Annotated in this window: 29 protein-coding genes; 11 read left to right on the top strand and 18 right to left on the bottom strand. The window is 42.7% G+C overall.

Going from position 1 to position 26,589, the window contains the following annotated elements; all coding sequences use genetic code 11:
• Nucleotides 1–126: 126 nt before the first annotated feature.
• The 11 genes from ACO05V_RS12330 to ACO05V_RS12280 form a co-directional block, all read right to left on the bottom strand.
• Nucleotides 127–1,044: a hypothetical protein gene (locus tag ACO05V_RS12330; RefSeq protein ID WP_421851673.1), complete on the bottom strand. Its 918-nt coding sequence runs from the start codon at nt 1,042–1,044 to the stop codon at nt 127–129.
• 377 nt (nt 1,045–1,421) lie between these two features.
• Complete coding sequence (locus tag ACO05V_RS12325) at nt 1,422–2,204, bottom strand: class II glutamine amidotransferase (RefSeq protein ID WP_421851670.1); 783 nt, start codon at nt 2,202–2,204, stop codon at nt 1,422–1,424.
• Nucleotides 2,197–4,068, bottom strand: a complete 1,872-nt coding sequence (locus ACO05V_RS12320) for a VWA domain-containing protein (protein ID WP_421851667.1) — start codon at nt 4,066–4,068, stop codon at nt 2,197–2,199. Before ACO05V_RS12320 ends, ACO05V_RS12325 begins: the two co-directional genes overlap by 8 nt.
• A gap of 70 nt (nt 4,069–4,138) precedes the next feature.
• Entirely contained in the window at nt 4,139–4,618 is a 480-nt protein-coding gene (locus ACO05V_RS12315) for a YcgN family cysteine cluster protein (protein ID WP_421851663.1), read from the bottom strand.
• A gap of 17 nt (nt 4,619–4,635) precedes the next feature.
• Nucleotides 4,636–4,929, bottom strand: a complete 294-nt coding sequence (locus ACO05V_RS12310; RefSeq protein ID WP_421851659.1) for a YcgL domain-containing protein — start codon at nt 4,927–4,929, stop codon at nt 4,636–4,638.
• Between the two features lie 28 nt (nt 4,930–4,957).
• The gene (gene rnd / locus ACO05V_RS12305) at nt 4,958–6,100 is read right to left on the bottom strand and encodes a ribonuclease D (RefSeq protein ID WP_421851656.1); all 1,143 of its coding nucleotides are present in this window, start codon (nt 6,098–6,100) and stop codon (nt 4,958–4,960) included.
• A gap of 1 nt (nt 6,101) precedes the next feature.
• Nucleotides 6,102–6,695, bottom strand: a complete 594-nt coding sequence (gene recR / locus ACO05V_RS12300) for a recombination mediator RecR (protein WP_421851653.1) — start codon at nt 6,693–6,695, stop codon at nt 6,102–6,104.
• A gap of 9 nt (nt 6,696–6,704) precedes the next feature.
• Nucleotides 6,705–7,031 (bottom strand): YbaB/EbfC family nucleoid-associated protein, encoded by a 327-nt coding sequence (locus ACO05V_RS12295; protein ID WP_219702736.1) that lies wholly within the window; start codon nt 7,029–7,031, stop codon nt 6,705–6,707.
• A gap of 17 nt (nt 7,032–7,048) precedes the next feature.
• Nucleotides 7,049–9,337 carry a DNA polymerase III subunit gamma/tau gene (gene dnaX / locus ACO05V_RS12290; protein WP_421851650.1) on the bottom strand — a complete coding sequence of 763 codons (2,289 nt, stop codon included), beginning with the start codon at nt 9,335–9,337 and terminating at the stop codon, nt 7,049–7,051.
• A 205-nt stretch (nt 9,338–9,542) separates the two neighbouring features.
• The gene (locus tag ACO05V_RS12285) at nt 9,543–10,538 is read right to left on the bottom strand and encodes a rhodanese-related sulfurtransferase (protein ID WP_421851647.1); all 996 of its coding nucleotides are present in this window, start codon (nt 10,536–10,538) and stop codon (nt 9,543–9,545) included.
• Between the two features lie 66 nt (nt 10,539–10,604).
• Complete coding sequence (locus ACO05V_RS12280) at nt 10,605–11,297, bottom strand: 2OG-Fe(II) oxygenase (protein WP_421851644.1); 693 nt, start codon at nt 11,295–11,297, stop codon at nt 10,605–10,607.
• Nucleotides 11,298–11,413: 116 nt separating this feature from the next.
• Here ACO05V_RS12280 and ACO05V_RS12275 point away from each other — a divergent pair, with 116 nt between their 5' ends.
• Nucleotides 11,414–13,174 (top strand): DEAD/DEAH box helicase, encoded by a 1,761-nt coding sequence (locus tag ACO05V_RS12275; RefSeq protein WP_421851641.1) that lies wholly within the window; start codon nt 11,414–11,416, stop codon nt 13,172–13,174.
• A gap of 5 nt (nt 13,175–13,179) precedes the next feature.
• Here ACO05V_RS12275 and ACO05V_RS12270 read toward each other — a convergent pair whose 3' ends face one another.
• Both ACO05V_RS12270 and ACO05V_RS12265 read right to left on the bottom strand, forming a co-directional pair.
• The gene (locus ACO05V_RS12270) at nt 13,180–13,767 is read right to left on the bottom strand and encodes a TetR/AcrR family transcriptional regulator (protein WP_421851638.1); all 588 of its coding nucleotides are present in this window, start codon (nt 13,765–13,767) and stop codon (nt 13,180–13,182) included.
• Nucleotides 13,768–13,849: 82 nt separating this feature from the next.
• Nucleotides 13,850–14,614, bottom strand: coding sequence for a DUF1499 domain-containing protein (locus ACO05V_RS12265; RefSeq protein ID WP_421851635.1), 765 nt, complete (start codon nt 14,612–14,614; stop codon nt 13,850–13,852).
• Nucleotides 14,615–14,975: 361 nt separating this feature from the next.
• On the opposite strand from ACO05V_RS12265, the gene ACO05V_RS12260 reads away from it, so the two are divergent.
• Nucleotides 14,976–15,623, top strand: coding sequence for a tRNA-uridine aminocarboxypropyltransferase (locus ACO05V_RS12260; protein WP_421851632.1), 648 nt, complete (start codon nt 14,976–14,978; stop codon nt 15,621–15,623).
• A 58-nt stretch (nt 15,624–15,681) separates the two neighbouring features.
• Here the strand turns inward: ACO05V_RS12260 and ACO05V_RS12255 are convergent, their stop codons facing one another.
• Entirely contained in the window at nt 15,682–16,164 is a 483-nt protein-coding gene (locus ACO05V_RS12255; RefSeq protein ID WP_421851629.1) for a DUF2947 family protein, read from the bottom strand.
• A 164-nt stretch (nt 16,165–16,328) separates the two neighbouring features.
• On the opposite strand from ACO05V_RS12255, the gene ACO05V_RS12250 reads away from it, so the two are divergent.
• Both ACO05V_RS12250 and ACO05V_RS12245 read left to right on the top strand, forming a co-directional pair.
• Entirely contained in the window at nt 16,329–16,520 is a 192-nt protein-coding gene (locus ACO05V_RS12250) for a hypothetical protein (protein ID WP_421851626.1), read from the top strand.
• A gap of 151 nt (nt 16,521–16,671) precedes the next feature.
• Nucleotides 16,672–17,316 carry an HAD family hydrolase gene (locus tag ACO05V_RS12245; RefSeq protein ID WP_421851623.1) on the top strand — a complete coding sequence of 215 codons (645 nt, stop codon included), beginning with the start codon at nt 16,672–16,674 and terminating at the stop codon, nt 17,314–17,316.
• A 46-nt stretch (nt 17,317–17,362) separates the two neighbouring features.
• Here ACO05V_RS12245 and ACO05V_RS12240 read toward each other — a convergent pair whose 3' ends face one another.
• Nucleotides 17,363–18,391, bottom strand: a complete 1,029-nt coding sequence (locus ACO05V_RS12240; RefSeq protein ID WP_421851620.1) for a nucleoid-associated protein — start codon at nt 18,389–18,391, stop codon at nt 17,363–17,365.
• Nucleotides 18,392–18,476: 85 nt separating this feature from the next.
• On the opposite strand from ACO05V_RS12240, the gene ACO05V_RS12235 reads away from it, so the two are divergent.
• From ACO05V_RS12235 to ACO05V_RS12220, 4 genes are all read left to right on the top strand, one after another.
• Complete coding sequence (locus ACO05V_RS12235; RefSeq protein ID WP_421851616.1) at nt 18,477–18,794, top strand: hypothetical protein; 318 nt, start codon at nt 18,477–18,479, stop codon at nt 18,792–18,794.
• Between the two features lie 111 nt (nt 18,795–18,905).
• Nucleotides 18,906–19,328 (top strand): VOC family protein, encoded by a 423-nt coding sequence (locus ACO05V_RS12230; protein ID WP_421851613.1) that lies wholly within the window; start codon nt 18,906–18,908, stop codon nt 19,326–19,328.
• Between the two features lie 118 nt (nt 19,329–19,446).
• On the top strand, nt 19,447–20,076 hold the full coding sequence (locus ACO05V_RS12225; RefSeq protein ID WP_421851609.1) for an OmpA family protein: 630 nt from the start codon (nt 19,447–19,449) through the stop codon (nt 20,074–20,076).
• A gap of 90 nt (nt 20,077–20,166) precedes the next feature.
• Nucleotides 20,167–20,550, top strand: coding sequence for a zinc-binding dehydrogenase (locus ACO05V_RS12220; RefSeq protein WP_421851606.1), 384 nt, complete (start codon nt 20,167–20,169; stop codon nt 20,548–20,550).
• A 132-nt stretch (nt 20,551–20,682) separates the two neighbouring features.
• Here the strand turns inward: ACO05V_RS12220 and ACO05V_RS12215 are convergent, their stop codons facing one another.
• From ACO05V_RS12215 to ACO05V_RS12205, 3 genes are read right to left on the bottom strand one after another with little or no spacing between them, the layout of a single operon-like run.
• Nucleotides 20,683–21,141: a hypothetical protein gene (locus tag ACO05V_RS12215; RefSeq protein WP_421851603.1), complete on the bottom strand. Its 459-nt coding sequence runs from the start codon at nt 21,139–21,141 to the stop codon at nt 20,683–20,685.
• Nucleotides 21,131–21,667, bottom strand: a complete 537-nt coding sequence (locus tag ACO05V_RS12210) for a type II toxin-antitoxin system MqsA family antitoxin (protein WP_421851599.1) — start codon at nt 21,665–21,667, stop codon at nt 21,131–21,133. Before ACO05V_RS12210 ends, ACO05V_RS12215 begins: the two co-directional genes overlap by 11 nt.
• A gap of 9 nt (nt 21,668–21,676) precedes the next feature.
• The gene (locus tag ACO05V_RS12205; protein ID WP_421851596.1) at nt 21,677–22,108 is read right to left on the bottom strand and encodes a hypothetical protein; all 432 of its coding nucleotides are present in this window, start codon (nt 22,106–22,108) and stop codon (nt 21,677–21,679) included.
• Nucleotides 22,109–22,589: 481 nt separating this feature from the next.
• On the opposite strand from ACO05V_RS12205, the gene ACO05V_RS12200 reads away from it, so the two are divergent.
• From ACO05V_RS12200 to ACO05V_RS12190, 3 genes are read left to right on the top strand one after another with little or no spacing between them, the layout of a single operon-like run.
• On the top strand, nt 22,590–24,293 hold the full coding sequence (locus tag ACO05V_RS12200; protein ID WP_421851593.1) for an N-6 DNA methylase: 1,704 nt from the start codon (nt 22,590–22,592) through the stop codon (nt 24,291–24,293).
• A complete protein-coding gene (locus tag ACO05V_RS12195; RefSeq protein WP_421851590.1) occupies nt 24,283–25,647 on the top strand; it encodes a restriction endonuclease subunit S in 1,365 nt (454 codons plus the stop codon). Before ACO05V_RS12200 ends, ACO05V_RS12195 begins: the two co-directional genes overlap by 11 nt.
• Nucleotides 25,644–26,573 carry a COG2958 family protein gene (locus tag ACO05V_RS12190; RefSeq protein WP_421851587.1) on the top strand — a complete coding sequence of 310 codons (930 nt, stop codon included), beginning with the start codon at nt 25,644–25,646 and terminating at the stop codon, nt 26,571–26,573. The genes ACO05V_RS12195 and ACO05V_RS12190 overlap by 4 nt, the downstream gene beginning before the upstream one ends.
• Nucleotides 26,574–26,589: the final 16 nt, after the last annotated feature.

Below are 26,589 nucleotides of genomic sequence, written 5' to 3'. Positions count from 1 at the left end.
AATTTCTAAAATAATTAATACCCGTTTTGATTCATATAATATGTTCATTTGATGGCAAGTTTTCCCTCAAAAGCTCGCTAGTATTTCCTAGTCAAAAAGACAGGCCTGCATTACAGATTTTTTAGGTCAACTTACTTGGCTATTTTTAGATCGAATTTTCGATAAATATTGAAAACTAACTTTAGGCTTGATGAGAAGTAGGTAAATTATCAAAATAGACATTACTGTAGACCAAAATAAATCTTTAATTGTACCGCTATCCTTGTTATTAAATTCATTTTCATGAGGACGCAATATATAAACAGGAAGACCCTTCCTATCAGGATTTGCTTGGTTAATGATCGATTTTAACCCATCTCGTTCATTAGACGCTGGTAATAATTCAAAATACGTTTTATTGTAAAAATCATGCTTTGAATACTTCTTTTCTATTTCGTGAATAAAAATATCGCGCTCAGATTTTTTTTCTTTATCGTTTAAATGGTTACTAATTTTTTTATAAAAACTAAGCCCGTACCAAGCATTTACCTTGGACTGAAATGGTACTGCAATGTATAAACCCATCGTCAAGTCATTATTACGGTTACTGCTTACTTTGTAATCTATGCCATAAACGGCTTTTTTAGGTTCAACTATGTATTGGCTAAACCTAAAAAATTTTTGTCTGTCAACCGAGCTTATCGAGTCGACCTTATTGAACTCTATTAAATCATAAGGTGCAGATGAAACGATTTTTTGTGAAAAGCAGGCTGGAAATAATATGGCAATCATCATAAAAAACATCATATAGCCCCCAGACAAATAACATTTTTTAAAATCAAGAACCTTTAAACGTTTTCTCATAAAAACAAGAACCGATATCACAGTAACAATCGCAGGAATATGAAAATCTAAAGTAAATTTATTTACTACAACGACCCCTAACTTGACATCCAAAACCCACCTGAGTGTAGTAAGAGTGACTACAACAAATATGAGTACAATAAGAAATGGTAAAAAAACAAAATTTAGTTTAACCATTTTTTGATTTATTTTTCTAGGCATTAGACACTTCATTAGGGCATATAAATTTAATTTTTTATAGTAATTAAGGAATATAAAATAATTGGCTTTTCTATTTTATTTATTGAATAATGAACATTATCATCAATCCAGCAGTTTCAACTAATAAAAACAGCATTTCACATAATAGAAAGTACCCGCCCTACCGTAGGACGAGAGCTCAAGCACTTTGAGAAAAATAAAAAAAATTATTTCAGAAGAAAATTTATTTACGTTTTATTCCTTTAAGTAACGAATATAACGCGAGTTATTTAGGATTACTAGAAGGTGTTTCAGTGAATGCTTTAATACTAAAAATCAGCTCATCAAAGGGTAGCCCCCCACCTTCCACCTTCCCCTTTCTTCAAGAGGAATAGACTTTAGTTCGCTTTAATCTGACAAACCACTTCGCCACCTTTAAATACACACAATTCGCCTTCTTCCATTTGCTGCCACGTTTCGTCGTGGGTTAATGGTTGTGTGGCGATGACGGTGACGACATCTTTGTCTGTGGTGACTTCTTTGAAATCAATAATAACGTCTTCGTCCGATAAGGTGGCTTTTTTAAACGGTGCTCGTCGGGTGATCCAGTGTAATTTGGTGGTACAAAAGCAATATAAACGCACGCCATCAGAGAGCATCATGTTGAATACTCCCATGGTTTTGAGCTGCAAAGCTAAGGCTGATAGCGCCTCAGATACTTCTGCGAGGGTTGGCTCTTGATCACAAAAACGTGCTTGGAGTTGTTCAACGATCCAGCAAAATGCTCGCTCAGAGTCCGTACTACCTAATGGGTGATAATGCTCTATTGGCAAAGATTCAGACGACTCTAACTGACCATTATGAGCGTAAGTCCAAGTCTTTCCCCACAACAATCGATTAAACGGGTGTGTGTTTAATAGACTTACAGCGCCAACGTTTGCTTGCCGAATATGACTGATCACAATGTCGCATTTTAGCGATGTGTTACTGATGACTTCCGCCATGTCCGAATCAGCACTCGGCCTTGGGTCATGAATCGCCCACACATCACCATCACGATACATAGCCATTCCCCAGCCATCTTTATGAGGACCAGTGCGCCCGCCACGAGCGCGCAATCCTGAAAAACTAAAACATATATCCGTTGGCACATTTGCGCTCATGCCTAATAACTCACACATCGTCTAGATCGTCTCTTCTAAGGGATTGATTTTTCTTCATACGACGATACAAAAATATACCGCCAACAATAACCGCAATACCACCTAAGTTTAATACTGCGTACATAATCCATTCAGTTGTCGACAGACTATTAGCTTTATCTAAAACCATATCCGTCGTCGATTCTTCTTTTGTCTCTCCGGCAACCTCAGTCTGAGAGTCTGAATTTTCATCTGCCTCATTGACTACTGAAACAGAAGGCGGAACCAACATTGGCATCACATCTTTGTTGGATGTGGCAACTGGAATCAGTAGCTTACCCATTGGAGCGACATCACCTAGCCCAACTGTTGGTGCGTCATTTCCTTGTCTATTAAAGTGCCAAACTGGCGTCCAATATTCGAAACGCAATCCTGTTTGAGTGAAGCCAATTAGTTGCGCACGAACTTTTACGTTATCGTTTGCTGAAACTGGGATTATTTTTTCCCAATAACCCTGCCCAACAAGCGGCATATCTTCCATTTCTGTGGTGCCATTATTGTAGGTAAATTCAAGTTTTACATTAGAACGCAGCATGTTCAGTTTCAAATTCACTGGTTTAGCTGAAAATGCAATCAAATTACCGCTAGGATTCGCACCTTCAAAATTGATAGCAGGATAAACGGTAAAAAATTGACTCAATTGTCGAGAGAAGGTTTTTCCGTCCACTAGACTAACTAATTCATAGTTACCTGCTTCTGTAATGCCTTCTAAGTGTTGCTTAAACTGCCCGTTCGTTCTGTCCATTTTATGAGAATAAATCGTCTCTTTTTGCTCACCACTTAAACGCACTAACGTCTGCTTGACGTTCAATAAACTCAATATTTTGTCATCTTTTATCACTTTGTCTTTTTGAAACAAAGCGACAGTGGAATAAATGGGTTCATTCTGAAATATCACGGGAGCAACCGGCGTTGCTTGGGCGCTTAAATCAGTGATCACGCGAATACTACTTCGATCAATATCGACATTATTAACTTGCCATTCACCAGAAGATGGAGCACGAATGGTGATTAGGGTGTAATGATCTGACGTAGATACCGACACATTTTTATTACTCACCAAAGACAACAGTGTTCCATCAGGTTTGACAATATGAGGCTGTATACCGTTTTCGTGGAAAACAACAAGAGTAAGCTCTTGGATCGCATCGTCCACTGTAAAACGATTACCATCGAATGGTAATTCATCCGAGGGTGAAGCTTGGGAGAAAATACGGTCAAATGTGTCCAATAAGTCTTCAGGAATAGCGACTTCAGTGTGTGTTGCATCAGTGCGCAATGACAAGGATTCAAGTAACGCTTTGTCGGTGTAACCCGTCATAGAAATAGTATGAAGATGAATACCACGCTCTTCTAACTTAGACGTTAATTGATTAAGAATACGATCACGAGAAGCTTTGTTCACCGCCTCTTCCAAACTGATGTCTACCATGCCATCAGTAACTAAAATCCAATGACGATTAAAGCCAGGCTTTAGGTTTCCCGAGTCGGGTGTTTCCAACAAAAGCTTGATAATGGCTTCTAAATCGGTTTTGACATCTTGCGTCACATAACTATCTACATAGCTCGCCAGTTTAGTTTTATTGGCTTTATTAACGATGGCTTCAGGTAAGAGCACTCTAGGCTCCTCGCCAAACAACCAAATCCCTAGTGTGGCTTTTTCTTCAGGCGCAAGATTAGAAATAAGACGCAACGCCTCAGATGTAAGCTTATCAGGATCACTGATCAACATACTGCCAGAGGCATCAACAATGACACGGAACTGAGTGTCCGCTTTACTCAACGGCATCCAAAAGGATAAAACAGCCACTAACAACACAGTATTTATTTTCAACCACTTCACGTTTGCGAACTCCTTGAACTACTTTACTTTGCTGAATTTAGCGACCATTTGCCGTAACTAAGCCGAGATCTCAAATTACATCATACGGTTCCGGCATACCATGCACCCATTTAATAACATGGGTTTCCCACTCTTCTTCATCAACGGTATTTTCATTCACCGCATAATGGCGAACGGTTAGCCCTTGGCGAAGCATTTCTTTATCACTACCAACCACCAAAGGGTGCCAATTCGGCAAGTCTTTGGTTTCATACAGTACACGATAACTACAGGTATCAGGTAACCAGTGAAACTCATCAATCTGATCCGGTGTTAGCGTAATACAAGTCGATACTTTATCTTGTCGAGTGTCATACACCTTACATTGGCATGAAGCCACATTGAGCTGATGGCAAGATAAATTAGTATAAAAAACCTCTTCGGTTTCATCGTCTTGTAATTTTTGCAGGCAACATTTGCCACATCCGTCACAAATAGACTCCCATTCAACAGAAGACATTTTCTCCAGCGGCGTGGTTTTCCAAAAAGGCTCGTAACGCTTTGCAATCATTCTTTGAATCCAAGTAATTAATAAACCGCTTGCGTCGGCGTTTTATATAAGTCCAACAAATACTCTTCCTTCACTGGCGGTAATTGCAAATAAAAGCCTTTTTCACGAATGCCTTTAGTAACGTTTTCTGGTGTCGCTCGAGCTAACTTACTCTCATTGGTTAATAGCATAGTCATCGCACTGATGCCTTTGCCAAACCGAGTCATAAGCTCTTCAGGAATGTCCTTCAGTCCTTTGCTTTTTTCCACATACAAGTACATTCCATCATGCTTGCTGGAGCGGAATACTTCTACGATTAAATGCTGTTTCATATTTTACCTTTGGCGATATTGCGCCATTTTAGGACTTTTTAAATTTCTCTAAGACAGGATTGACGATGGCATCGCGTCGCCAGCCGTTTAATGCCGGATTCTTCCAATCTACTTCAGTACCATCGTACAAATGACGAACCAAAGGATCGAGCAATTTACGCTTCATCATGGCTTCTGGTGCGATTTTTAACGCATCTGCTTTTTCACGCACAAACGCTTTGATTGCTTTCGTTAAATCACCCGCCTGAGATGGCAATGGAATTTCCAACGGCAACTGATATTCATCAGGCGACAACTCATTTACCAAGGCAACATTCTGTAAAATCACCTCACCGTACAAACGATGCTGACGGCCCGTTAACTCTTCTGCCTCAGAAATTGCTTTATGATGTGTTGGCAAGGTTTTCGCCAATGACCAGAGGGTACGATCTTTTAAGATCTGCCCTTTCGGAACGTCTTCTTTACGAGCTTGCTCATCGCGCCAAATAAACAGCAAACGCAATAAAGTTAAACCCGCTGGCGTCAAACGCCATGCGGTTTTAATACCATCCCAGTTTTGCTCTGGATCAGAGTTCATCTGGTATTGCCATTTCAAAGAATCACAATCTTCCATCACCCATTCAAGCATGTTTTTCGCCTTTAAACGAGCAATCTGCATTGGATAAACTTTGGCCAAATACACCACATCAAGCGCTGCATAACGCTTTTGAGCATCCGTTAAAGGGCGTTGAACCCAGTCTGAGCGGGTTTCGTCTTTCGCGACTTCAATTTGCAAATACTCATGAATCAGCTTCACATAGCTTAGCGACCATTGGGCGCTGGCATAGGCTTCACCAATTTGAGTATCGTAAAACGGCGCAGGCAAAACACCTAATAAACGATCAAAGACATCCAAGTCCTCTGAGCAGGCATGGAACACTTTCATCACAGAAGGGTTTACCATCAGGTTACGAAGCGGTTCCCATTCATCGATGCTCAACGGATCAATCAGTACGGCTTTCTCGCCTTCACTAATTTGAATAAGCCCCGTAATTGGAAAATAGGTTGTGCGGCGAATGAATTCTGTGTCGACCGCAATGACCGGCAAATCTGCCCAATAATCACACCAGCTTGCCAGCGATTCGTTGTCCGCAACCCACACAATATTCAGAGCATCATCTTGATCATTCATACTAGAGCTTCTTCCGTCCCTCTAGCGCTAAAGCCAGAGTGTTTCCATCAACGTATTCCAGCTCACCACCCATAGGAACGCCATGAGCAATACGACTGACATTGATGTTCAATGTTTTTAATTTTTCAGCAATATAATGACAAGTCGCCTCGCCTTCTACTGTTGAGTTAGTAGCAATAATCGCTTCTTCCACTTCATTATGCTGGACCAAAGCTTCTAAACGATCTAAGCCCAATTCTTCCGGACCAATACCATCAATAGGAGACAAGTGCCCTAGCAAAACAAAATAACGCCCAGAAAAACTGCCCGCCGATTCAATGGCGATCACGTCTGCTGGCGTTTCTACAATACACAAATGCTTTGCATCGCGCTCTGGGTCTGTGCAAATTCCACACTCATCCTCTTCGGTCAAAGTACGGCAACTCGAACAACGCCCGACTTTGTCGAGCGCTTCGCGCAATGCATTTGCCAGTCTATCTGCCCCTTGATGATCACGTTCTAATAAATACAATGCCATCTTTTGCGCCGATCTTGGCCCAACACCCGGCAAACAACGTAATGATTCAATCAGTTCTTTAATTAAGGGACTAAACAAAGCTCGCTCCTAGAAAGGCATCTTGAAGCCAGGTGGCAAAGACATACCCGCCGTTGCTGAGGCCATTTTTTCTTTTTGAGTCACTTCGATATTACGCACCGCATCATTCACCGCCGCTGCGATCAAGTCTTCCAGCATTTCTTTGTCGTCACCAAACAAAGAATCATCGATAGAAACGCGCTTCACATCATGACGGCCTGTCATTAGGATTTTGACCAGACCCGCACCAGCTTGGCCTTCTACTTCCATATTGGCAATTTCTTCCTGCGCTTTCTGCATGTTTTCTTGCATCTGCTGCGCCTGGCGCATCATGTTACCCATACCACCTTTAAACATAACTTTTGCTCTCCAATTTAAGCTTTAACTTTAACCGTATCGTAAACCAATTGTGCGCCCATCGTTGCCGACAAAGCTTGCACAACTGGATGTGAATTCAAATGTGTAATTGCCACTTGTAAGGCTTCTGCTCGCTTACTAGCGGCAAATTCTTCTGCGGTCACACCTGTGGTGTCTTCCACTGTATCTATAATCAAAGGCACCGTCATCCCGAAGAAATCACTCAGTGCACCTTGTATTTGTTCGTAACGTACTTGGTTCAACATATGCCCGTATTCTAATGGTACTTCAAGGCGAACACCTTGGTCACTTGCATCCACCAAGCTAGAATTCATTAAAATATTTTGCACTAAACCTGTCAAAGGTAAACGCGGCGCCACCAGCCACCAAAGCTTCATGGTGAGCTCATTAAAATGACTCATCTCCGGCAATGGCATACCTAATGCAGGTTGAGCTATCGTATCCGGTACTTTTGAAAGTCGCGTGTCTGGTTCTTTATTCTCTTCTTCGACGATTGACGATTCAATAGGTTCCGCCGCTAACGCGTCAACTAAGTCTGCAGCGGGATTAAATGGATCGGCGACATCAGCGATTGCTCGCTCTTCCGCTTCTTCGTCATCCTCATCATCGTCACTTTCATCTATCGAGTCTTCTGCGAATGCATCTTCGGTAACCACAAAAGGTTTTGGTTCATGTTCCGGCTTAACTGTCTCAGTTGGCATTTTTGGCTCTTGCTGCACGGCATCAACCGATTCTACCAACTCATGATTTTCCGCTTCAGTAGCCTCAAAATCATCAACACTCTCTGACGTGATGGATTGAACATCGTCTTCAACATGATCTCGAAGCGCCTCATCCTGAACGCTTTCGCTTTCAACAGTGACACCTTCACCTACATCATTTTGCACAACATCATTTTGAACCAAAGCATCTTCCGCTACGACAGGTTCCGGTTCCGGCGCCTCTTCCCAAGGCGGATGTTCAGCAGGAGCTGTTGACTGAACAGGCGCACTTACAGGCTCTTGCTCAAGCATTTTCTCTGCAGGGTTAGTGACTACGGGCTCTTCTGATTCAGCTGCTACTGTTTTTTTTTCTGTCATCGGCTGAGACGGATAATCAGGCTCTGCCGTTTGGTACATTGTTTCAGGCGATGCTACTGGCGCAGTGTCTGTTTGAGCATTCATCACAGGCGGCGCATTATGACTAACCACCATTGGCGGTGCTGGACGAAAAGCAATCAGCCTTAACATCAGCATTTCAAAACCCGCACGAGCAGAATGCGCTAAATGCAAATCACGACGGCCAATTAACAAGCTCTGATACATGATTTGTATTTCTTCAGAACTCACACTGGCAGCAATTGCTTGAATACGCGCCAAATCACCAAGCTGATCCATTAATGCGCCCGAGACTTGTTGCTCTATCGCCACACGATGCAACACATCCAACAAGCTGCCACAAATCGCCGTAAAATCGGGCTGATAATCAGCAAGTTGCTCTATCCGATTCAACACTTGCGCAGCGTTTTTAGACGCCACGCTTTCCAACAAATCCAATACTTGCGCTTGATTCACCAAGCCCAACATCGCCGTTACGCCAGATTCCGAAATCGTACCATTGCCAAAAGCAATCGCCTGATCCGTGAGACTTAGCGCATCACGCATACTGCCGTTTGCTGCTTGGCCAATTTGCCACAGCGCAGGCTGATCAAAATTGACTTCTTCAGTGGTGAGCACGGTTTGCAAATAATCCACCACCCGCTGCGGCGACATATTTTTGAGATTGAACTGCAAACAACGAGACAAAATGGTCACAGGAAGTTTCTGGGGATCGGTCGTTGCGAGCAAAAATTTGACGTGGGCTGGTGGCTCTTCAAGGGTTTTTAATAACGCATTGAAAGAATGAGTCGACAACATGTGCACTTCGTCTATCAGGTAGACTTTAAAACGGCCGCGAGTTGGCGCATATTGCACGTTTTCTAATAATTCGCGGGTATCTTCTACTTTGGTACGAGATGCCGCATCCACTTCGATCAAGTCAACAAAACGACCTTCAGCGATTTCTCGGCAACTATCACAAGTTCCGCAAGGCTCAGGCGAAATGCCATTGGTTTCACAGTTCAAGCATTTAGCAAAAATACGCGCGATCGTGGTTTTACCAACACCGCGTGTTCCGGTAAACAGATAGGCGTGATGTAAACGCTGTTGGCGTAAGGCATTCACCAACGCTTGAAGTACATGGTCTTGCCCAGCCATTTCAAGGAAAGTCTGCGGGCGCCATTTACGTGCTAAAACTTGATAACTCATGATGGATACTGGCTGATAAAAAGCGATTTTTTATTGTACGGCAGTATGAGCAATTTCGAAACCACTCTTAGTGTACAGGACGACAGGTAATTAGGAGAAATAACAAAAAACTTCGCTATAAAGATCAACAGCTTAAATTTAGAACAGATTTTGTCCAATCTATCACCTGAAAATCTAAGTAATAGATCGAACAAAATCCTTCTTGCTAGTTCGCCTTGGCTTCACGCACCTTACGCTGACGTTCTTTTTCTAGTGCTTTTTCGACACGATGTTTTTCAACCGCATCCAGTACTTCTGCGCCGATGTGTTCTTCACCACGAGAACGAGCAAGCTGAACTTGTCGCTCACGTTCGATAAAACGCTGGCGCTGTTCATCGGTGAATTTATCAACGCAATGCACACAGCTCACGCCTTGAATGTAATGTTCGCTTTGCTTTTCTTCTTCAGTAATCGGCATACGACAAGCATGGCATTGGTCGTATTCGCCTTTTTGTAGATCGTGATTTACAGAAACACGATTATCAAACACAAAACACTCACCTTCCCAAAGGGTTTCTTCTTTTGGCACTTCTTCCAAGTACTTCAAGATTCCGCCTTCAAGGTGATACACCTCTTCGAAGCCTTGCTCTAGCATGTAAGCAGTAGATTTTTCACAACGAATGCCGCCAGTGCAGAACATGGCAACTTTTTTGTGTTTCGCAGGGTCCATGTTTTCTTTTACGTAAGCTGGGAACTCACGAAAAGTATCGGTTTTTGGGTTTACGGCGTTTTTGAACGTACCGATTTGTACTTCGTAATCGTTACGCGTATCAACCAAAACCACATCAGGATCAGAGATCAACGCATTCCATTCGCTTGGTTTAACATAAGTGCCCACCACGCGTTTAGGATCAATACCTTCCACACCCATGGTGACGATTTCTTTTTTAAGCTTCACTTTCGTGCGGTAGAAAGGCATGTCTTCGTCATAAGACTCTTTAGAGACAATCTTATCCAAACCGGGTTGCAGGTCTAACCAAGCCAACATGGTATCGATACCTTCACGAGTGCCGGCAACCGTACCGTTAATACCTTCGCTTGCAAGCAACAAGGTGCCACGAATAGCGTTGTCTTCTAAGGTTTTTTGAAGGGGCTCACGAAGGGACTCAAAATGAGGCAGTTCGACAAATTTATAAAGGGCACATACTACGACTTTAGACATAACATTCTCCTATGCGATCTGGAACGTAAAACCAGAGCAATTAAACAAGGCGCGTATTATAGAGAATTATTGGTCCGGATCAAGTTTAGAACCCGTGGTGTTATTAACACGGAACCAGCCTGCGATACTGTGTCGAGTTCGTTTCGCGACAACCACTTCATGGTAAAAGCACTCACTCAGAAATACCGCCAAACGCCCTTTTTTCGGAAAAAAACGCCCTATCTCCATAGAAGGGTTATTTTCATCATAAATAACCAACTCGCCACCGTCACCATCTTGCCAATCTTCATTTAAATACAAGACAGTAGACAAAATGCGATTACTTTCACCCTTGAAAGCATCAATGTGTTTTTCGTAAAACGCACCTTTTTCGTAACGAGCAAAATGCGCCTCATAATCAAATAAACCGAGGAACAAGCGTCGGTTCAACGCAACACGCAAGTCAGTCATCATCTTCAAGAAATCGATGCGAATTGGCTTGTCTGGATCAATCCACTGAATGTAATCACGACGAGCGTCTAATACGATTTGATGATCTTGTTTACGACCAACGCCAGCTTGCAACATAAAGGCGTTTTGTATACTTTCTGCTTCATCCATCAAGGCTTGAGTGAAATCCGCTGAAAAAAAGTCGTCCTGAACACTCCAACCTTTTGTCTGTAAATCCATTAATAAATTAGCAAATGGCTCTTTCCGGCTGAAAGCAGGGATGGAATTTTCGACATACAAACGTTTAGCAGGCAGGACTTCAGTAGACATAGATAGGTTCGTCACTTATAAAAGATCACTTGTAAAAAGGCAAAATAACTACAGCAGCTATGATACTGTAGCCCAACAGACAACACATCAAGATTTCGCCACATAGATTTAATAAGATGACCCAAACCTTTCAATTACGAGATTATCAAATTCAAGCCGTTGAGGCGTCTTTGGAACACTTTCGTAACAGCGATGACCCAGCCGTTATTGTGCTGCCCACTGGCGCTGGCAAAAGCTTAGTGATTGCAGAATTAAGCCGGCTCGCCAAAGGTCGTGTCATCTGTCTGGCGCATGTTAAAGAATTAGTAGAACAAAACCACGCCAAGTTCCTAGCAACTGGCTCATCGTCAGGCATTTACTCTGCAGGATTAAGCCAAAAAACCAGCACAGAGAAAACCACCTTTGCCAGCATTCAATCTATCGCGGCAAATCTTGATGATTTTAACGACCCCGCAAGCTTAATCATCATTGACGAATGTCATCGCGTCGGCATGGAAGAAAGCGGCCAATACAACAAAACCATCGAGCACTTCCGAGCACTTAACCCAAAAGTAAAAATTCTCGGCTTAACCGCCACGCCCTATCGTTTAGGCAGCGGATGGATTTTCCAAAACCATTATCATGGCTATACAAGAGCCTGCACAAACTCGTTATTCAAGAAATGTATTTTTGAATTACCTCTGCAGCACATGGTGAAAAAAGGTTATTTGACACCGCCAATTCATTACGATGCGGCCATTGCCCATTACGATTTCAGTCTACTGACCGAAAGCTTGGACGGCGAGCAAAACACCGACGACATAGCATTAAACGAGCTTATTCATAAACACCCACGAGTCACCAAAGCCGTCACTGAGCAAATATTACAACTTAGCCAAGACCGCCAAGGGGTGATGATTTTTGCAGCCACCATCGACCATGCAAAAGAAATCACCAGTTACTTGCCAGCAGACAAAACAGCATTAATAACGGGCAAAACCAGACTCAAACAAAGGGATTCATTGATCGCGGCCTTTAAAGCCAAAGAGATTAAATACCTTGTTAACGTCTCGGTATTAACCACAGGGTTTGACGCGCCACATGTGGACGTGATCGCTATATTGCGCCCAACGCAATCGATCAGTTTATTCCAACAAATCGTTGGTCGTGGTTTGCGCTTAAGCCCTGGCAAAAGAGACTGTCTAGTCTTGGATTACACCAACAATGGCTACAATATTTTTCAGCCAGAAATTGGCGAGAAACGCCCAACCCAAGATTCTGTCGCGGTTCAAATCCACTGCCCTGTGTGTGAGTTCGCCAATACATTTTGGGGAAGAAAAGACGTTGAAGGCAACATCCTTGAGCATTTTGGACGCCGCTGTCATGGCCTAGTAGAAAATGAACAGGGTGAAGAACAGCAATGCACGTATCGCTTCCGCTTTAAACGCTGCCCTTATTGCAATGAAGAAAATGATATCGCAGCACGACAATGCCAGCATTGCGCCGAAAAACTCATTGATCCAGATGATTTACTCAGAAGTGCGCTCAACCTAAAAAACAACAAGGTATTGCGCTGCTCGGCTATTACACCGGAATTAAACATCAAAGAAAAAAGCATCAAGATCACCTATCACGATGAAGACGGCCTGACGTTATCAGAGACATTTCGCTTTAACTTCAAGAAATCGCGACAAGCGTTTAACGATTTATTTGCGCGCAGAATTGCCAACGGCAGCCAATCTATACAATTTGATAAGGTTGAAGAAGTGGAACGTTTTTTACCTTATCTTCCCTCGCCCGATTTCGTCATCGCCAAGAAGCAAAAACAACATTGGCAAGTCACGGAACGCTTATTCGACTATCAAGGGCCGTATCGTAAAGCCAACGAACTTGGCTAAACCAATTAACCCTTGTTTTTGAGTGCATTACGATAAGACATCTCAAACGGTAGATTCATACGCTTCAAATTATCTATCGCAACCTGCCCTAAAACACCTTTTGGCACGCCTGTCAGCAAAACAAACCAATAGTTGGCAATCATATTTTCGGCAAAAACACTGGCCGTTTTATCGTCCACACCCACTTGTTTAAAACGCTTAATAATACCTTCTAAAATCACTGCCATTTGATTGGTATGAAAGCCACCTTTGGCCAAGCTGTCTAATAATACTTGTCGAGTAAATTCGGCATATTCATCGTAAAAATCAAATAGGACTTGCGCCATCTGCAGAAGGTAATCGATTGGAGAAGCGCTGGCTTTTTGAGAGGCAACTGCAGCACGAAGCGCCACATCCATTTCATCAAAGAAAATATCTTTAACAAGGGATAATTTATCAGGGAAATGAACGAATAAAGTCCCAACAGCAATACCGGCTTTATCGCTTAAATAACGGGTACTGGTTGCTTCAATGCCTTGCGCTAAAAACGCTTGCTTAGCAATGGTTTTGATTTTGGATCGAGTATTGGCTTTTTGTTGCTGACGAAGACTCACCTGAACATTCTCCTAAGTAAGATATCTGGAGAGTCTAGCGTGTCTAATTTTCGAAAACGAGTGTAATTTAATACATAAAACATTAACGCATAGAATTTAGACTAGGCATTGAGGATCGAGTTAAAGACTCAGAAAGATCGACCATAAAGGATACAATTCGCTCTGCATTCACGCCATAGTCACCAGAACCAACCCTTGAGCATGAACGCATATCAACACGAATGTTATTAGGATCAACCTGTGTAATACGAATAATAACGTCGTCTCGGAAACCAAAAACAGGCGTTCGAGCCGTCGCTTCAACAATACCTGCTCCAGAATACATAGCCACTACATCCCAACCACGCTCCTCAACAAGTTCAGATATCGTAGAGAAAACGCGAGCTTTGCTTTTTGAAGAAAATAAAGGCTGAACATCTGGATAGTATTCACGCTGAATAGGCGCCCATTCACTGTTATAACGCAGATCATTTTCTTTAGATTTTCGGATGAAGTTAACATTTAGAAACGCAGGCGGGACATCAGTGTCAGTGGTAATATCATTTATGTCAGGCAAGTCTGAGCGCTGTAAATAAAACCCAATCCACATAATGCTATACATCAGCGACACAATTAACACTAAAAAGAAAAATCTCTGACAGGCTATATTTTTTTCTTTACGGCAAAGACCAATAGACACAGCAGCAAGCAAGGATAAAAACAAAGAAGCAAATACGCTTTTACGAAGCATGGAAAAACCAGTTATTGGCTCAAGAATCCCAACTCGAACACCGGCAATAGATATAAATGCAACACAGCCTACTAACATGAGAAGAATGTATAAAACCGGAGAGATATAACGACTCATAGACAACTCATAGCGAAAAAATAATATCTCACACCATATCGTGACTTGATGACAACGAACAGAAGCAATAAGCCCGTTTCAACGCATTCCTTTGTATTTGCATATTTTGTGTAAAGTTTCCCACAAAACCTATAAAAAAGAGGGCTAATTGTTAACAATTTAAAACATTTAACCTGCATTTTCGCTCTCGCTTTAATAGGGCTAAAGCATTACGCAACATCAACATAGCATTCAGCCTCCCTAGACATTTCAAACAAAAAGTCGATAATGGCGCCGTCAAAAACAGAGCATTCACCTCATGAAAGTTTCGCCAAACAAACATTGTGTCGATATATTACGCGAACAATGTAAAACAGAATCAATGAGACCTTTCATCGCAAGAGGCTCCAATGCCATTCGCTGTCCTCACTGTCTGATGGCAGAATTTGCCTGTTTTTGTCATTTAAGAAAGAACCAAACCTCTCCTATAGAGTTTATTCTGCTTTTTCATCGAGATGAGATTCACAAACCTACCAACAGCGGCAGGCTCATTGCAGATTTATTTCCAGATGACACTCAAGCCTATATGTGGAGCAGAACCGAGCCACACCAGTCCTTGTTGGATCATATAAAAAGCAGGCAGGAGAACTGCACGATATTGTTCCCAAACACAGAAACCGCGCAGGCACAGAATAGACAACTAAGAATGACAGCCCCACCAAGCAATAAAGGCAATGAAAAACACACCTTTATTATCTTGGATGGGACATGGAAACAGGCAAGTAAAATGTTCCATCAAAGTGAGTGGCTTAAAGATATCCCTCACTTTGAAATTAACAGCGAAGCCCAACGCTCTTTTCTTGTTAGACACTCAAGCCATCAAATGCAGTTCGCCACCGCTGAAGTGACCGCTATGCTGCTCGATACTCTAGGACATAGTGAACATAGCCAACGACTACTTAACTATTACCAAGCCTTCAATGAGCACTGCCTGATCAGTCGAAAACGTGGCAATAATGAGCATTTTTGAAAGAGAGTTACCAAAAACAAAAATCAATCAAAACAACGGAATACAATCACTTCGCTGATCAAGACTCTCTAAACAACAAATTGCCCCAGCCATTAGAGTGAAACTGTGCGGCTTGTTTTTTCTTTTTACCCACCAAAACAGGCCCATTATCCAAGAACAAGAATGCTTTCCAAGTGCGTTTAAAAACACCCCAAGGAAGTTCAAACACCAATTCATTGTGACAGCAAAAAAACACCGTCGTATCGTCACCCCAAGCTGAAAAATGCATCAAAATCCCCTCAGGTAATGATGCCTGATCGCTATCCCATGCTTTTTCCCATTGAAGCTTACCATCTGGAGCTTGCGAGCTGATTTTCTTCAACCAATCTCGATCCGAAAAGTGATCTGGATGTATTTGCTCATCACTAATGTAATCTCGCCAAATCTGACCGGCGCGCAGCTCGCTTAACAAGCGAATTTCTTGCAAGTCTTCAGGCTCAACTTTTGGATCGTCACGTTTAAAAATCCAACTCTTTGAAAACAACTCTAACGATTGGTACAAAAAAATTCCTTTGGTGCACGTGCACTTCAATAAATCAAAAAAAGATGAAAAAAACTAACCTAACAAGTGAAAAAGGATCGTTTGTCCAATCAGTCAAGCTTAACTAATATTATCATTGTTGTAATAAAACAACATTTTCTCAATTAACAAATCAGGAGAATACCATGGACTCTCAACAACAATACGAAGCACTTTTAGCAAAATGGGGCTACGCAGACACTACAGTTGAAGACCACGCTCGCCGTCAAAGACGTGCTCGTCGTGTTAAAGCGGTTGTTACTTTTTTCAAGAACGCTATTAAAGCAATCAAAAAAGTAAGCGCTCGTCCTCAGCAACTTGGTCAAGCAAGCAACTAAGCTTCACAAGAACAAGCCCATAATAATTGGGTGTTAGTGTATCGTAAACAGATCTTTTTAAGGGAAGAAAAATAATAAAACCCCCTCCCTTCCTTAACCTCCTCAAAATTCGTTATCATCAGTATTCATTCACAACGAAACATCTTCTTTTATGACTTACTCTTACAAAGCAATAATCTTTGATTGCGATGGTGTTATTGTCGACACAGAAAACATATCCAATACCATTTTAAAATCCATGCTAAGTGAATGCGGTCTTGAACTCGACGAAGAGACATTGCACGCAAAATTCACCGGATTCACCAACAAAGAAAACCTCATAAATGCCGAAAAGTTACTTGGCAAAGCATTGCCAACAAACTTTGATGAAGATTATAGACAGCGCTTTCACACCATCATCGAAGCGGATCTAGAACCTATTAAAGGCGTACGCGAATTACTTAATAAGATCACCACTCCAATCGCCATGGCAACCAATGCTCGTCGCAAAGAAATGAACTTCAAACTAGACAAGATTAAATTGTCTGAACGATTTTCTACCCGTTTTTGCGTTGAAGATGTAGAAAATGGCAAACCAGCCCCAGACCTTTACTTAAAAGCTGCCAAAGCACTGAATGTCGATCCAAAAGATTGTTTAGTGATTGAAGATTCTATTGCAGGAATTACCGCAGGACGAGCAGCTGGCATGCGAGTGCTTGCCTTTAGCGAAACACTTGATGAGAAAATGCAAACTGCCGCAGGCGCGACAGAATGCTTTAAAACCATGAAAGAGCTAGAAGGCTTGCTAGGTCTTTAACAAACCCTCTAACATCCATTCAATCGAACTAAGTTTGTATAACAAATTAGTTAGACATAGCTTGCAATTGTTTCAGCAGACTCTTTGGCAAATCTTTGATAGTAAGGGTGCCAGAGTCTGCATCAAACACAATCGACTCGGCCAACAACTCGCTATCAAAACTAATTGTCAAAGCACGAGAGCTGCCAGACAAACGCGTCAGTTTTTTCAGCGCGGCTTTTTCGACAAAAATTTCTTTTTCCATCTTGAAGCTATCTGAGTCAGCAATTTCTAAAAACTTATTCGCCTGCTCAACAGAGAATCGAGATTCAACCTGAGAAGCAATCTCTTTAATTGCCAAAGGCTCGCGGTCTTGCGCTTTCGCTTGACAATGCTCAGACACCACTTTTTTGAATTCATTCGCCTGCTTAGATGGAAAACCTTCTGACTGACAAAACGCCGATGTCAAATCCACCAGCTTGCGTGTTTCTTTTGCCGCCACTTTAGGTTCATCACAACCAATAAACTGAGTGAAATATTCACTCTCAAATTTAGGTGCTCGACCAAAACGGAAGGAAATATAACGACCTTCATCGCCCGCTTGCCATGCTGTCAAATTGATACGCAACGACATATGAAGCTTTTCCATCTCAATCTGCTCAATTTGCGACAAACTAAGATCCGCACCAAGGCCAATGCCTTTTTTGCGTTTCAACATCACAATGTACAAAAAATGCGTATCGTGAAGTTCGTAATGGTTAAACCACAACAAACCGCCTTCGGCTTCTTCAACAGGCTCCAAATACTTCAGATACTCCGCCGCACAATCTTTGGTAAATCCAGCAAAGTCTACAAAGGTATCGTTCTTAAAATGCTTAAACAGCAAAGCGGGTAATTGCGCACCCTCCTCACTTCCCTGAGGGTTAACAAAACGTCCAGTATTCATACCAGAACGATTAAATAGATTCGTCACCTGAGCAGACAACGCCTCGGCTTGCCCATCAACTGGGTTCTCATTTGGACGTGCAATCAGTATCGCTTTACGCTCGCCTTCATGCTTTTGAATCTCGTGCACAATTAAGTTGCTAATAGACACCAGCTACCTCTTACGTTTAATATGGATGATTACGATCAATTTTTAACCCATCGCTTTATGAAGGATCTTCCCAAACCAAAACGTTATGATAAAACCCAAAACCACCAAAAGAGACACACGAAAAGAGCTTGAGTCTCTGGTAGATCAATTTATCAAGAAAAACGGAACGATCCAGCAAGTCGACATGGGTGAATCCGGTTTAGTTGATGGCAAGTATAACACGAGCCACCTAGGCTTTAACGAGCCAAAACAAGATCGCACGCCATTAAATCACGTTGTGGCCGCTATTCAACAACGAAAACACAGTAAATCCGCACCGATAGCACCAGCCAAAAAACGCCCTAAGAAGAAAATCATTTATGATGACTTCGGCGACCCTCTTCGTTGGGTCTGGGAAGAATAGCAAGGCTTTCCACTCCAATTAAAAAAGAGTCTTCTATCTATCGCTTTGAAATGCCAAGCTGATGCTGCAATAATGCCTCCAACAAAATCAAACTGAATGGAGGAAGCAATTATGTCTATTCGATATCTGCACGCTATGATCAGAACAGATAAGCCAGAAGAAAGTCATCAGTTTTACACCGAAGGCCTAGGTCTTATCCAAACCAGACGCATGGACAGTGAAAAAGGTCAATTTTCACTTATCTACTACGCCACAGAACAAGGCGCACCAGAAGTTGAACTGACACATAACTGGAGCGATCGCGCCTACACTGGCGGCGACCAATTCGGCCATCTAGCCTTTGAAGTCGAAAACATTTACCAAGTGTGTGAAAAACTGCAATCTATGGGCGTTACCATTTTACGACCACCACGCGACGGCCACATGGCTTTCGTTAAAGACCCAAATGGCATTTCAATCGAACTTTTACAGAAAGATGGCTCCCTTGAAAGTGCTGAACCTTGGGCCTCAATGGAAAATACAGGAAGCTGGTAGTTACATAAGTTTACAAAACTCGTAATAAACTAAACAACGCTACAAAAATCCGATAGTCATCTAGGCAAGTATTTCTTAAGCTAACAGAATCGTAAAACCTAAAGGTAGTAATAGAGTCATGAAAGCACTCATTAAAACCATCGCACTCACAGGAACATTATTGGTTTACGGACAGCTCGCTGCTGCCGAAAGCCTATACGCTTCCAATGTACAGTCTCGTCTGGCTGATACAGATAGAGATGGCGTTATTGATGCACGTGACCTTTGTCCAGATACGTCGGAAGGAGCAGCGGTAGACAACTACGGCTGCCCAAACAAAACAACCAAACTGCTAACCGTAGAACTGAACGTTCTGTTTGATAGTGGCAAAGCCGAAATTAAGCCGCGCTTTTATACAGAACTAAAGGATCTCGCTAAGTTTTTACAAGAGCATCCAACAAGCAACGTCGTTATCGAAGGCCATACCGATAGTGTTGGATCAGCTGAATTAAACCGCGACCTGTCCCAACGCAGAGCAACCGCGATTGCAGATGTACTGGTAGACAGCTTTAGAATCCAAGCCGATCGCGTTAAAGGCATTGGCTATGGCGAAACCCGCCCTATCGCCGATAACGAAACAGAAGCGGGTAGAAAACTAAACCGCCGAGTGGTTGCTGAAGTCTTTGCAAAAGAGCAGTTTGCCAACGAACGCTGGACAATCTACAGCGTGGACAAAAATGCCAACACCGCACTAAACAACAGAAACTAAGCACTTAGTAAATAGAACATACTAAAAACCAGTCATGATAAATGGCTGGTTTTTTTTGGTTTAAACATTAGCGATGAAGACGCCGCCGTCATGGCGTCTGCCGGACTCAACGTCGCGGAACTGATGAAGCAAACCAACAACCACGGGGCAGACATCATTCTAGAAACAGGCGGACAGGACACACTTGGTCACTCCATTAATGCCGCAGCGGTCAATGGACAAATCGTGGTCATCGGCGTGGCTCCTGGAAGCAACTCCCCGATCCCCAACTACACCATGTTTATCCTGAAAAACGTTGCCATCAAAGGCATCGCCAACGGCAGCCGCGCCATGTTTGTTGATTACATCAACGCCCTAGCCACCAATGACCGCAAAGCCCTGATCGCCAAAACCTTTGACTTTGACCAAGCGCCCCAAGCCTACCAATACTTCGCACAAGCCAAACATATCGTCAAAGTACTGATTAAATTCTAATACTGTGCTAACCAGTGTCAGAAATAAAAAAAGAGAAGTCGAAAGGCTTCTCTTTTTTATTGGCTTCTCTTATAAACAAAAGCCAATCAAATAATGACTGGCTTTAATACGTTTATTCGCTACTCAATATGCTTATTTACTAAACTGTACGGTTGGTAACACGACACGAGGTAAACGCAAACGCTCACACTGCGAACTTAAATATTCACGCCAATATGGCCAAATATGAAAACTGGCATTTTGCAGTGCAAACTCATCGATAACGTCTTGCTCTAATAACTCTGCCATTTGATATTCAGCGATATAGTCCGCCTCAATAAAAGCTTTAATATTAGGCTCTTCACTCTCGCTTGGAGACAACCAGCGAGTTCCTAGACGAATATAAATCCTCACTAGCAACTCAGCATCATTTACTTTAAGCACTTCACTTTTTCGTACCGTATGCATTTGCTGAACAAGCAGCTCATCTAAATCGGTTGATTTAGGATCAAAGTCGTCTTCGCATTGTGCTTGTGTCGATTTTAAGTAAACGTCCTGAATCTTGAGGCTCTCGATGGCTTGCTGTAATTTCTTACTGATTTTAGTTGCCATAACGCGCCTCATATCCAGTGGAATGGGAGGTAATCACCACGGCTTTTGCTTTAGCCCTATAATTCTCAAGGTTAACAACGGTGACATTGTCCCACTGGACAGCCTGCTTACTATGAACACCTGCATTAGCCATTAACTTATCCAATACGGTAGGCACTTCATCGGCCATTCGTAACAAATTATCCATTGCGTCGGATTGCATGACATCGTCGGCTTCATATTTAGAAAAAGCAACGGGACCACCACCAAAGACTTTTGCCGCTTCGTCTTGGCTCAAGCACCAAGCCTTGCGAAGGTTTCGTACCTGCTTACCCGTTAATAAACCTTGCACCTGTTTTTTAAAAGCCACCATGGCACGCTTATTAAAACGCGCTTCGGTTGCACCAGCTTGCTCGCTACCACAAGCGTCACATTCTGAATAATGACTTTCAATACGGCCTTGTTGACCTAAATGCTCAACATCAATCCATTCAGTATGAGTATGTAATTGCCCAGCTTCACAAATCGGACACATTCTTTGTTTCATAACACTCCCCTACTGCGATAAATGACAAGAGACAAGTAGCAATAACTTCCCTGTCTTAGCAATCGCAAATTTCACATAATATTCGTAGCGCAGATGCTTATAGGCGTTGTCGTTCCACTCGTCACGTAACAAGCGGTAACTATCACACGCTGCCCAAGGACCTGTTGGCTTTTGTACGCACCATTCAGAATTGATGTATTCGCCTTTGGTTAATGCTTGCTTCAACAGCTCACGCACATCGGCAACATCAAAGGCCAATCGCTCAACATCTTGTATACACTTGCGAGTCCACAAATTAGTTTTATTGTCACCCTGAGCTAGAAGCGCAATAACATCGGCAACCCCATAAAGAGGACCACTTCTTATTCGAGATCTTCCATTGCCAACTTCTGCAGGCGGAAGTCCCTCATAAGCGCTAATATTTAACGCATTATTTACCATAATGGTAACTATATCCAGTAATATTCATTCTTTCCTTAGTTAATACAAAAAAGAGATCTGAACTCTTTTTTGTCCTCATACTGCCATCAAAACACTGCAAAGCTTGCTCGACTAGAGCATCAGCAAGGTTCAGTTGCGTGGTTTGCTGAGCCGGACTTCCCGCTGGTCGCAGATAGACATTAACTCATCGACTTTGGCGACTATGCAGTACAGTTCTTCGTGTGGGGGAATTACTAAGAATCTCAAAAAGCACCATTTACAAAAGAGAGCAAAAACCTTAAACACACTCGATGCAGTAAGTAACGAGTACAATTATTTTTAAGCAAAATTTTTTAAGGGTGACCCCTTTTCTCCATGTTACGTTACAATACGAACCATAAAAATGAGCCAGTTCAAAGCCTACATAGATTACGCTTTCAACACACTCTCCCATCGCGTAAATACAAAAAACGCATTGGCCTAACGAAGTAATGAGACCAAGATGAACCAAACCGAACAACAATTCTTAAAAGACCTAGAAACCAAACTTTGGAGCGCGGCCGATAAACTGCGAGCGTCCCTTGATGCCTCACAATATAAACACGCTGTTCTCGGGCTTATTTTTATTAAATATGTATCTGATGCGTTCACTCTTCGCCAAGACGACATCAAAAAAGACCTCGCCAACCCAGAGCACGAATACTACTTAGACCCTGAAGGCTTGAGTGAAGAAGAACTCGCCGAAGAAATAGCCGTCGAACTCGAACAACGGGATTACTACCTAGAGAAAAATGTCTTTTGGCTGCCAACTGAATCTCGTTGGACATTCCTGCAAAGCAACGCACCACTTGCCATTGGTGGCACCACGTTAACCATCGAAGGGAAAACGAAAAAAATCACTTCCGTTGGGCATTTAATCGACAACGCCTTAGAAGGCATTGAACGAGACAACCAAAAGCTGAAAGGCGTATTGAACAAACACTATTCCCAGTTGCAAATAGACCAAGCCAAGTTAAACGAGCTGATCAACTTAATCGCCACCATTCCGTTTAATCATAACTCGCTCAATAGCAAAGACATTCTAGGGCATATTTACGAATACTTCCTTGGGCAATTCGCTTTGGCGGAAGGGAAAAAAGGCGGTCAGTTCTACACGCCTGCGTCCATTGTTACTTTGATAGTAGAAATGATCGAACCCTTCGAAGGCCGCGTCTACGATCCAGCCATGGGGTCAGGCGGATTTTTTGTTCAATCCGAGAAGTTTATCGAGCGTTATGCTGGCACGCAAAACATTGACCCACTGACGCAAAAGCAAAAAATCTCCATCTACGGGCAAGAATACAACTACACCACATGGCAACTGGCGGCGATGAACATGGCAATTCGCGGCTTGGATTACGACTTCGGCAAAGAGCCCGCCAGCACCTACACCAATGATCAACACCCAGATCTGCGTGCCGATTTCATCATGGCCAATCCGCCTTTTAATATGAAAGAGTGGAACACAGGGGTAGACGACAACGACCCTCGTTGGAAATACGGCACACCACCAGCAGGTAACGCCAACTTCGCTTGGCTACAACACATGCTGCATCACCTTGCGCCAGATGGCTCCCAAGCGTTATTACTTGCCAATGGTTCAATGAGTTCCAGCACCAATAACGAAGGCGATATCCGTAAAGCCCTGATCGACAACGACCTTGTAGAATGCATGGTGGCGCTCCCAGGCCTGTTGTTTACTAACACGCAAATCCCCGCCTGCATTTGGTTCTTGACGAAAAATAAAGGCATACGCACCGACAAAGCAGGCCGTCAACTTCGCGACCGTTCCGAAGAAGTGCTGTTTATCGATGCTCGTAACCTTGGCTATATGAAAGACCGCGTACTACGCGACTTCACATGGGACGACATTCGTAAAGTCGCTGATACTTTCCATGCTTGGAAAACGACCGCAGCCGTTAATGACAACAAATACAATGACCAAGCAGGCTTTTGTAAGTCCGCTTCATTAGCCGATATTCAAAAACACGACTACGTCCTCACCCCAGGGCGCTACGTAGGCGCAGTGGATGAAATAGATGACGGCATTTCCTTCGAAGACAAAATGGCAATACTCACCACAAAACTCAGTGATCAATTTGCCGAGTCTGCTAAGTTAGAAGCAGAGATCAAAAAGAACCTAGCGGGGTTGGGTTATGAGCTTTAATGAACTATTCGGCTCAATTCCCAAAGGTTGGGAATCAACAACTCTCGGTATTCTTACCCAGAAAGATGGTGGCAGCATACAAACGGGTCCATTTGGTAGTCAGCTACATGCTGCTGACTATGTTGACGATGGAATTCCATCTATTATGCCTAAAAATATAACAATAGATGGTGTTGATGATTCAGATATAGCAAGAGTTAAGCCTTCGGATATTCAACGCTTATCGAAATACACTGTAGCTGTTGGGGATATCGTATATAGTCGAAGAGGAGATGTTGAAAAATGCTCTTTGATTACAGAAAAAGAAAATGGATGGCTTTGTGGTACTGGCAGCCTTCGAGTTAGAGTAAATGATCAAAGAGTTACATCAGAGTTTTTACATGCCTATTTATGCCATCCCAAAGTTAGAGAATGGATCGTAAGGCATGCTGTTGGCGCAACGATGCCAAACTTAAATACTTCTATACTATCCAGCCTACCTGTTCTTGTTCCTTCTGAGAGAGAAGTCGAACAAATTACTAAAATCTGGACTTGTTTGTCTAAGAAACTCATCGTTAATAGCAAAACCAACCAAACCCTAGAATCCATGGCGCAAGCTATATTCAAATCGTGGTTTGTCGATTTTGATCCCGTGAAAGCGAAAATGCGCGGCGAGCAGCCAGCTGGAATGGACGAAACCATAGCTGCACTTTTTCCAGATAAGCTAGTTGAGAGTGAATTAGGGATGATACCGGAGGGATGGAACATACAGAGCACGGAAAGCCTATTTGAAGTAAAAGACGGGACACACGATTCTCCCCAAAAATCAGATAAAGGCTACTACTTAGTTACATCAAAGCACATTACTAAAGGAAAAATTGATATATCTTCAGCTTACCTAATTAGTCAAACCGACTTCGAGAAAGTAAATCAGAGGAGTAAAGTAGAAACATTCGACATTCTATTAACGATGATAGGGACCGTTGGCGAAGTGGTAATTGTCTACGATAATCCTGTTGAATTTGCTATTAAAAATGTTGGTTTATTTAAAACATCTCAAAGATCAGAATTGGTATGGTTGTTCTACTGGCATTTGCAAAGTTTTAAAATGAAGAATTACTTAGAAGTTAGAATGGCTGGTACAACTCAACAATATCTGACTCTTAAGAGCTTAAGGACAATTCCAGTAATTCTTCCATCAGATGAGCTTCTGGGGAGGTTTAATGAGGTAGTGGCTCCATTAATGGAAAAAATATTTGATTATCATAAGCAAAATCAGACATTGTCCAATCTTCGCGACACTCTACTACCCAAACTACTTTCTGGCGAACTTTCATTAGATCAAGCCCAAGATTTGGCGGAGCTATTACCATGACCACTCGAATAGAAATGATCATAGAAACGTTGCAAGCCAACCCTGAGCAAAAGTTTACCGCTCGGGAGTTAGCCAAAGCTTTTATTGAACGTTACCCCGTCGAAATTGCAGAAAAGCAGACAAACCCAAGATACAACACGGAAGAAAAGCTGATTGCTCAGTTAGCGGCAGAAATCGGTGGTGAACGCACGGTTGCAGCCCAAAAAGCCTGCGCCAATGTAGCAACGCGAGATAAGCCTCGTCCACGGATCTACTATTGGGATGCAGACCCTTCTGTTGCAGAGGCCGATGAAATAACCGAAGAGCCTGAAGAACAGAGTGTGGATACGCCTCTCACCTCAAAAAGTTTAAGTGAGCACGATTTATACCCCATGCTGATTGAGTACCTCAGTACGGACCTTGGACTGTATTGCCAACGTATCGATGAACGCAAATCAAAAAACACTCATGGCAGCGGCGGCAACCACTGGTTACACCAAGATATCGTTGCTCTAGAGCCCCTTGATCAAGGCTGGGATGAGGCCGTGCGTAGCTGTGTTCGAAGCGGTCATCATAGCTCGGTGCGCCTGTGGTCTTTTGAGGTAAAAAAGCACCTAACCAAAAGCAATGTGCGCAAGTATTTCTTCCAAGCAGTGTCTAATTCTAGTTGGGCTAACTACGGCTATCTTGTGGCTACGGGGCTGAATAGTGATGTGGAAGCCGAGCTACAAATGCTTTCTAGTCTGCATGGTATCGGCTTACTAATACTGAATACTGAATCGCTATATGATAGCCAGATATTGATCCCCGCGAGAGAAAGAAGCAATGTAGACTGGCAATCCGCCAACCGAATCGTGACTGAAAACCGCGACTTTCATTACTACATTGAGCAAGTCGGGATTTATAACCTTACTGGGAAAATCACCGACCGAGCTTGGAACCGATAGAGCTAATTATTAAAGG

The organism is Marinomonas sp. (genome assembly GCF_965225885.1).
Taxonomy (GTDB): domain Bacteria; phylum Pseudomonadota; class Gammaproteobacteria; order Pseudomonadales; family Marinomonadaceae; genus Marinomonas.
This window is presented reverse-complemented; position numbering and strand designations above follow the sequence as displayed.

Coding starts and splice junctions, on each gene's coding strand:
- ACO05V_RS12325 (WP_421851670.1), bottom strand. CDS start 2,204: ATGTGTGAGTTATTAGGCATGAGCGCAAATGTGCCAACGGATATATGT.
- ACO05V_RS12210 (WP_421851599.1), bottom strand. CDS start 21,667: ATGAAACAAAGAATGTGTCCGATTTGTGAAGCTGGGCAATTACATACT.
- ACO05V_RS12235 (WP_421851616.1), top strand. CDS start 18,477: ATGATAAAACCCAAAACCACCAAAAGAGACACACGAAAAGAGCTTGAG.
- ACO05V_RS12225 (WP_421851609.1), top strand. CDS start 19,447: ATGAAAGCACTCATTAAAACCATCGCACTCACAGGAACATTATTGGTT.
- ACO05V_RS12280 (WP_421851644.1), bottom strand. CDS start 11,297: ATGTCTACTGAAGTCCTGCCTGCTAAACGTTTGTATGTCGAAAATTCC.
- ACO05V_RS12200 (WP_421851593.1), top strand. CDS start 22,590: ATGAACCAAACCGAACAACAATTCTTAAAAGACCTAGAAACCAAACTT.
- ACO05V_RS12330 (WP_421851673.1), bottom strand. CDS start 1,044: ATGCCTAGAAAAATAAATCAAAAAATGGTTAAACTAAATTTTGTTTTT.
- ACO05V_RS12275 (WP_421851641.1), top strand. CDS start 11,414: ATGACCCAAACCTTTCAATTACGAGATTATCAAATTCAAGCCGTTGAG.
- ACO05V_RS12195 (WP_421851590.1), top strand. CDS start 24,283: ATGAGCTTTAATGAACTATTCGGCTCAATTCCCAAAGGTTGGGAATCA.
- ACO05V_RS12265 (WP_421851635.1), bottom strand. CDS start 14,614: ATGAGTCGTTATATCTCTCCGGTTTTATACATTCTTCTCATGTTAGTA.
- ACO05V_RS12260 (WP_421851632.1), top strand. CDS start 14,976: ATGAGACCTTTCATCGCAAGAGGCTCCAATGCCATTCGCTGTCCTCAC.
- ACO05V_RS12310 (WP_421851659.1), bottom strand. CDS start 4,929: ATGAAACAGCATTTAATCGTAGAAGTATTCCGCTCCAGCAAGCATGAT.
- ACO05V_RS12295 (WP_219702736.1), bottom strand. CDS start 7,031: ATGTTTAAAGGTGGTATGGGTAACATGATGCGCCAGGCGCAGCAGATG.
- ACO05V_RS12215 (WP_421851603.1), bottom strand. CDS start 21,141: ATGGCAACTAAAATCAGTAAGAAATTACAGCAAGCCATCGAGAGCCTC.
- dnaX (WP_421851650.1), bottom strand. CDS start 9,337: ATGAGTTATCAAGTTTTAGCACGTAAATGGCGCCCGCAGACTTTCCTT.
- ACO05V_RS12190 (WP_421851587.1), top strand. CDS start 25,644: ATGACCACTCGAATAGAAATGATCATAGAAACGTTGCAAGCCAACCCT.
- ACO05V_RS12205 (WP_421851596.1), bottom strand. CDS start 22,108: ATGGTAAATAATGCGTTAAATATTAGCGCTTATGAGGGACTTCCGCCT.
- ACO05V_RS12315 (WP_421851663.1), bottom strand. CDS start 4,618: ATGATTGCAAAGCGTTACGAGCCTTTTTGGAAAACCACGCCGCTGGAG.
- ACO05V_RS12220 (WP_421851606.1), top strand. CDS start 20,167: ATGGCGTCTGCCGGACTCAACGTCGCGGAACTGATGAAGCAAACCAAC.
- ACO05V_RS12230 (WP_421851613.1), top strand. CDS start 18,906: ATGTCTATTCGATATCTGCACGCTATGATCAGAACAGATAAGCCAGAA.
- ACO05V_RS12250 (WP_421851626.1), top strand. CDS start 16,329: ATGGACTCTCAACAACAATACGAAGCACTTTTAGCAAAATGGGGCTAC.
- ACO05V_RS12285 (WP_421851647.1), bottom strand. CDS start 10,538: ATGTCTAAAGTCGTAGTATGTGCCCTTTATAAATTTGTCGAACTGCCT.
- ACO05V_RS12245 (WP_421851623.1), top strand. CDS start 16,672: ATGACTTACTCTTACAAAGCAATAATCTTTGATTGCGATGGTGTTATT.
- rnd (WP_421851656.1), bottom strand. CDS start 6,100: ATGAATGATCAAGATGATGCTCTGAATATTGTGTGGGTTGCGGACAAC.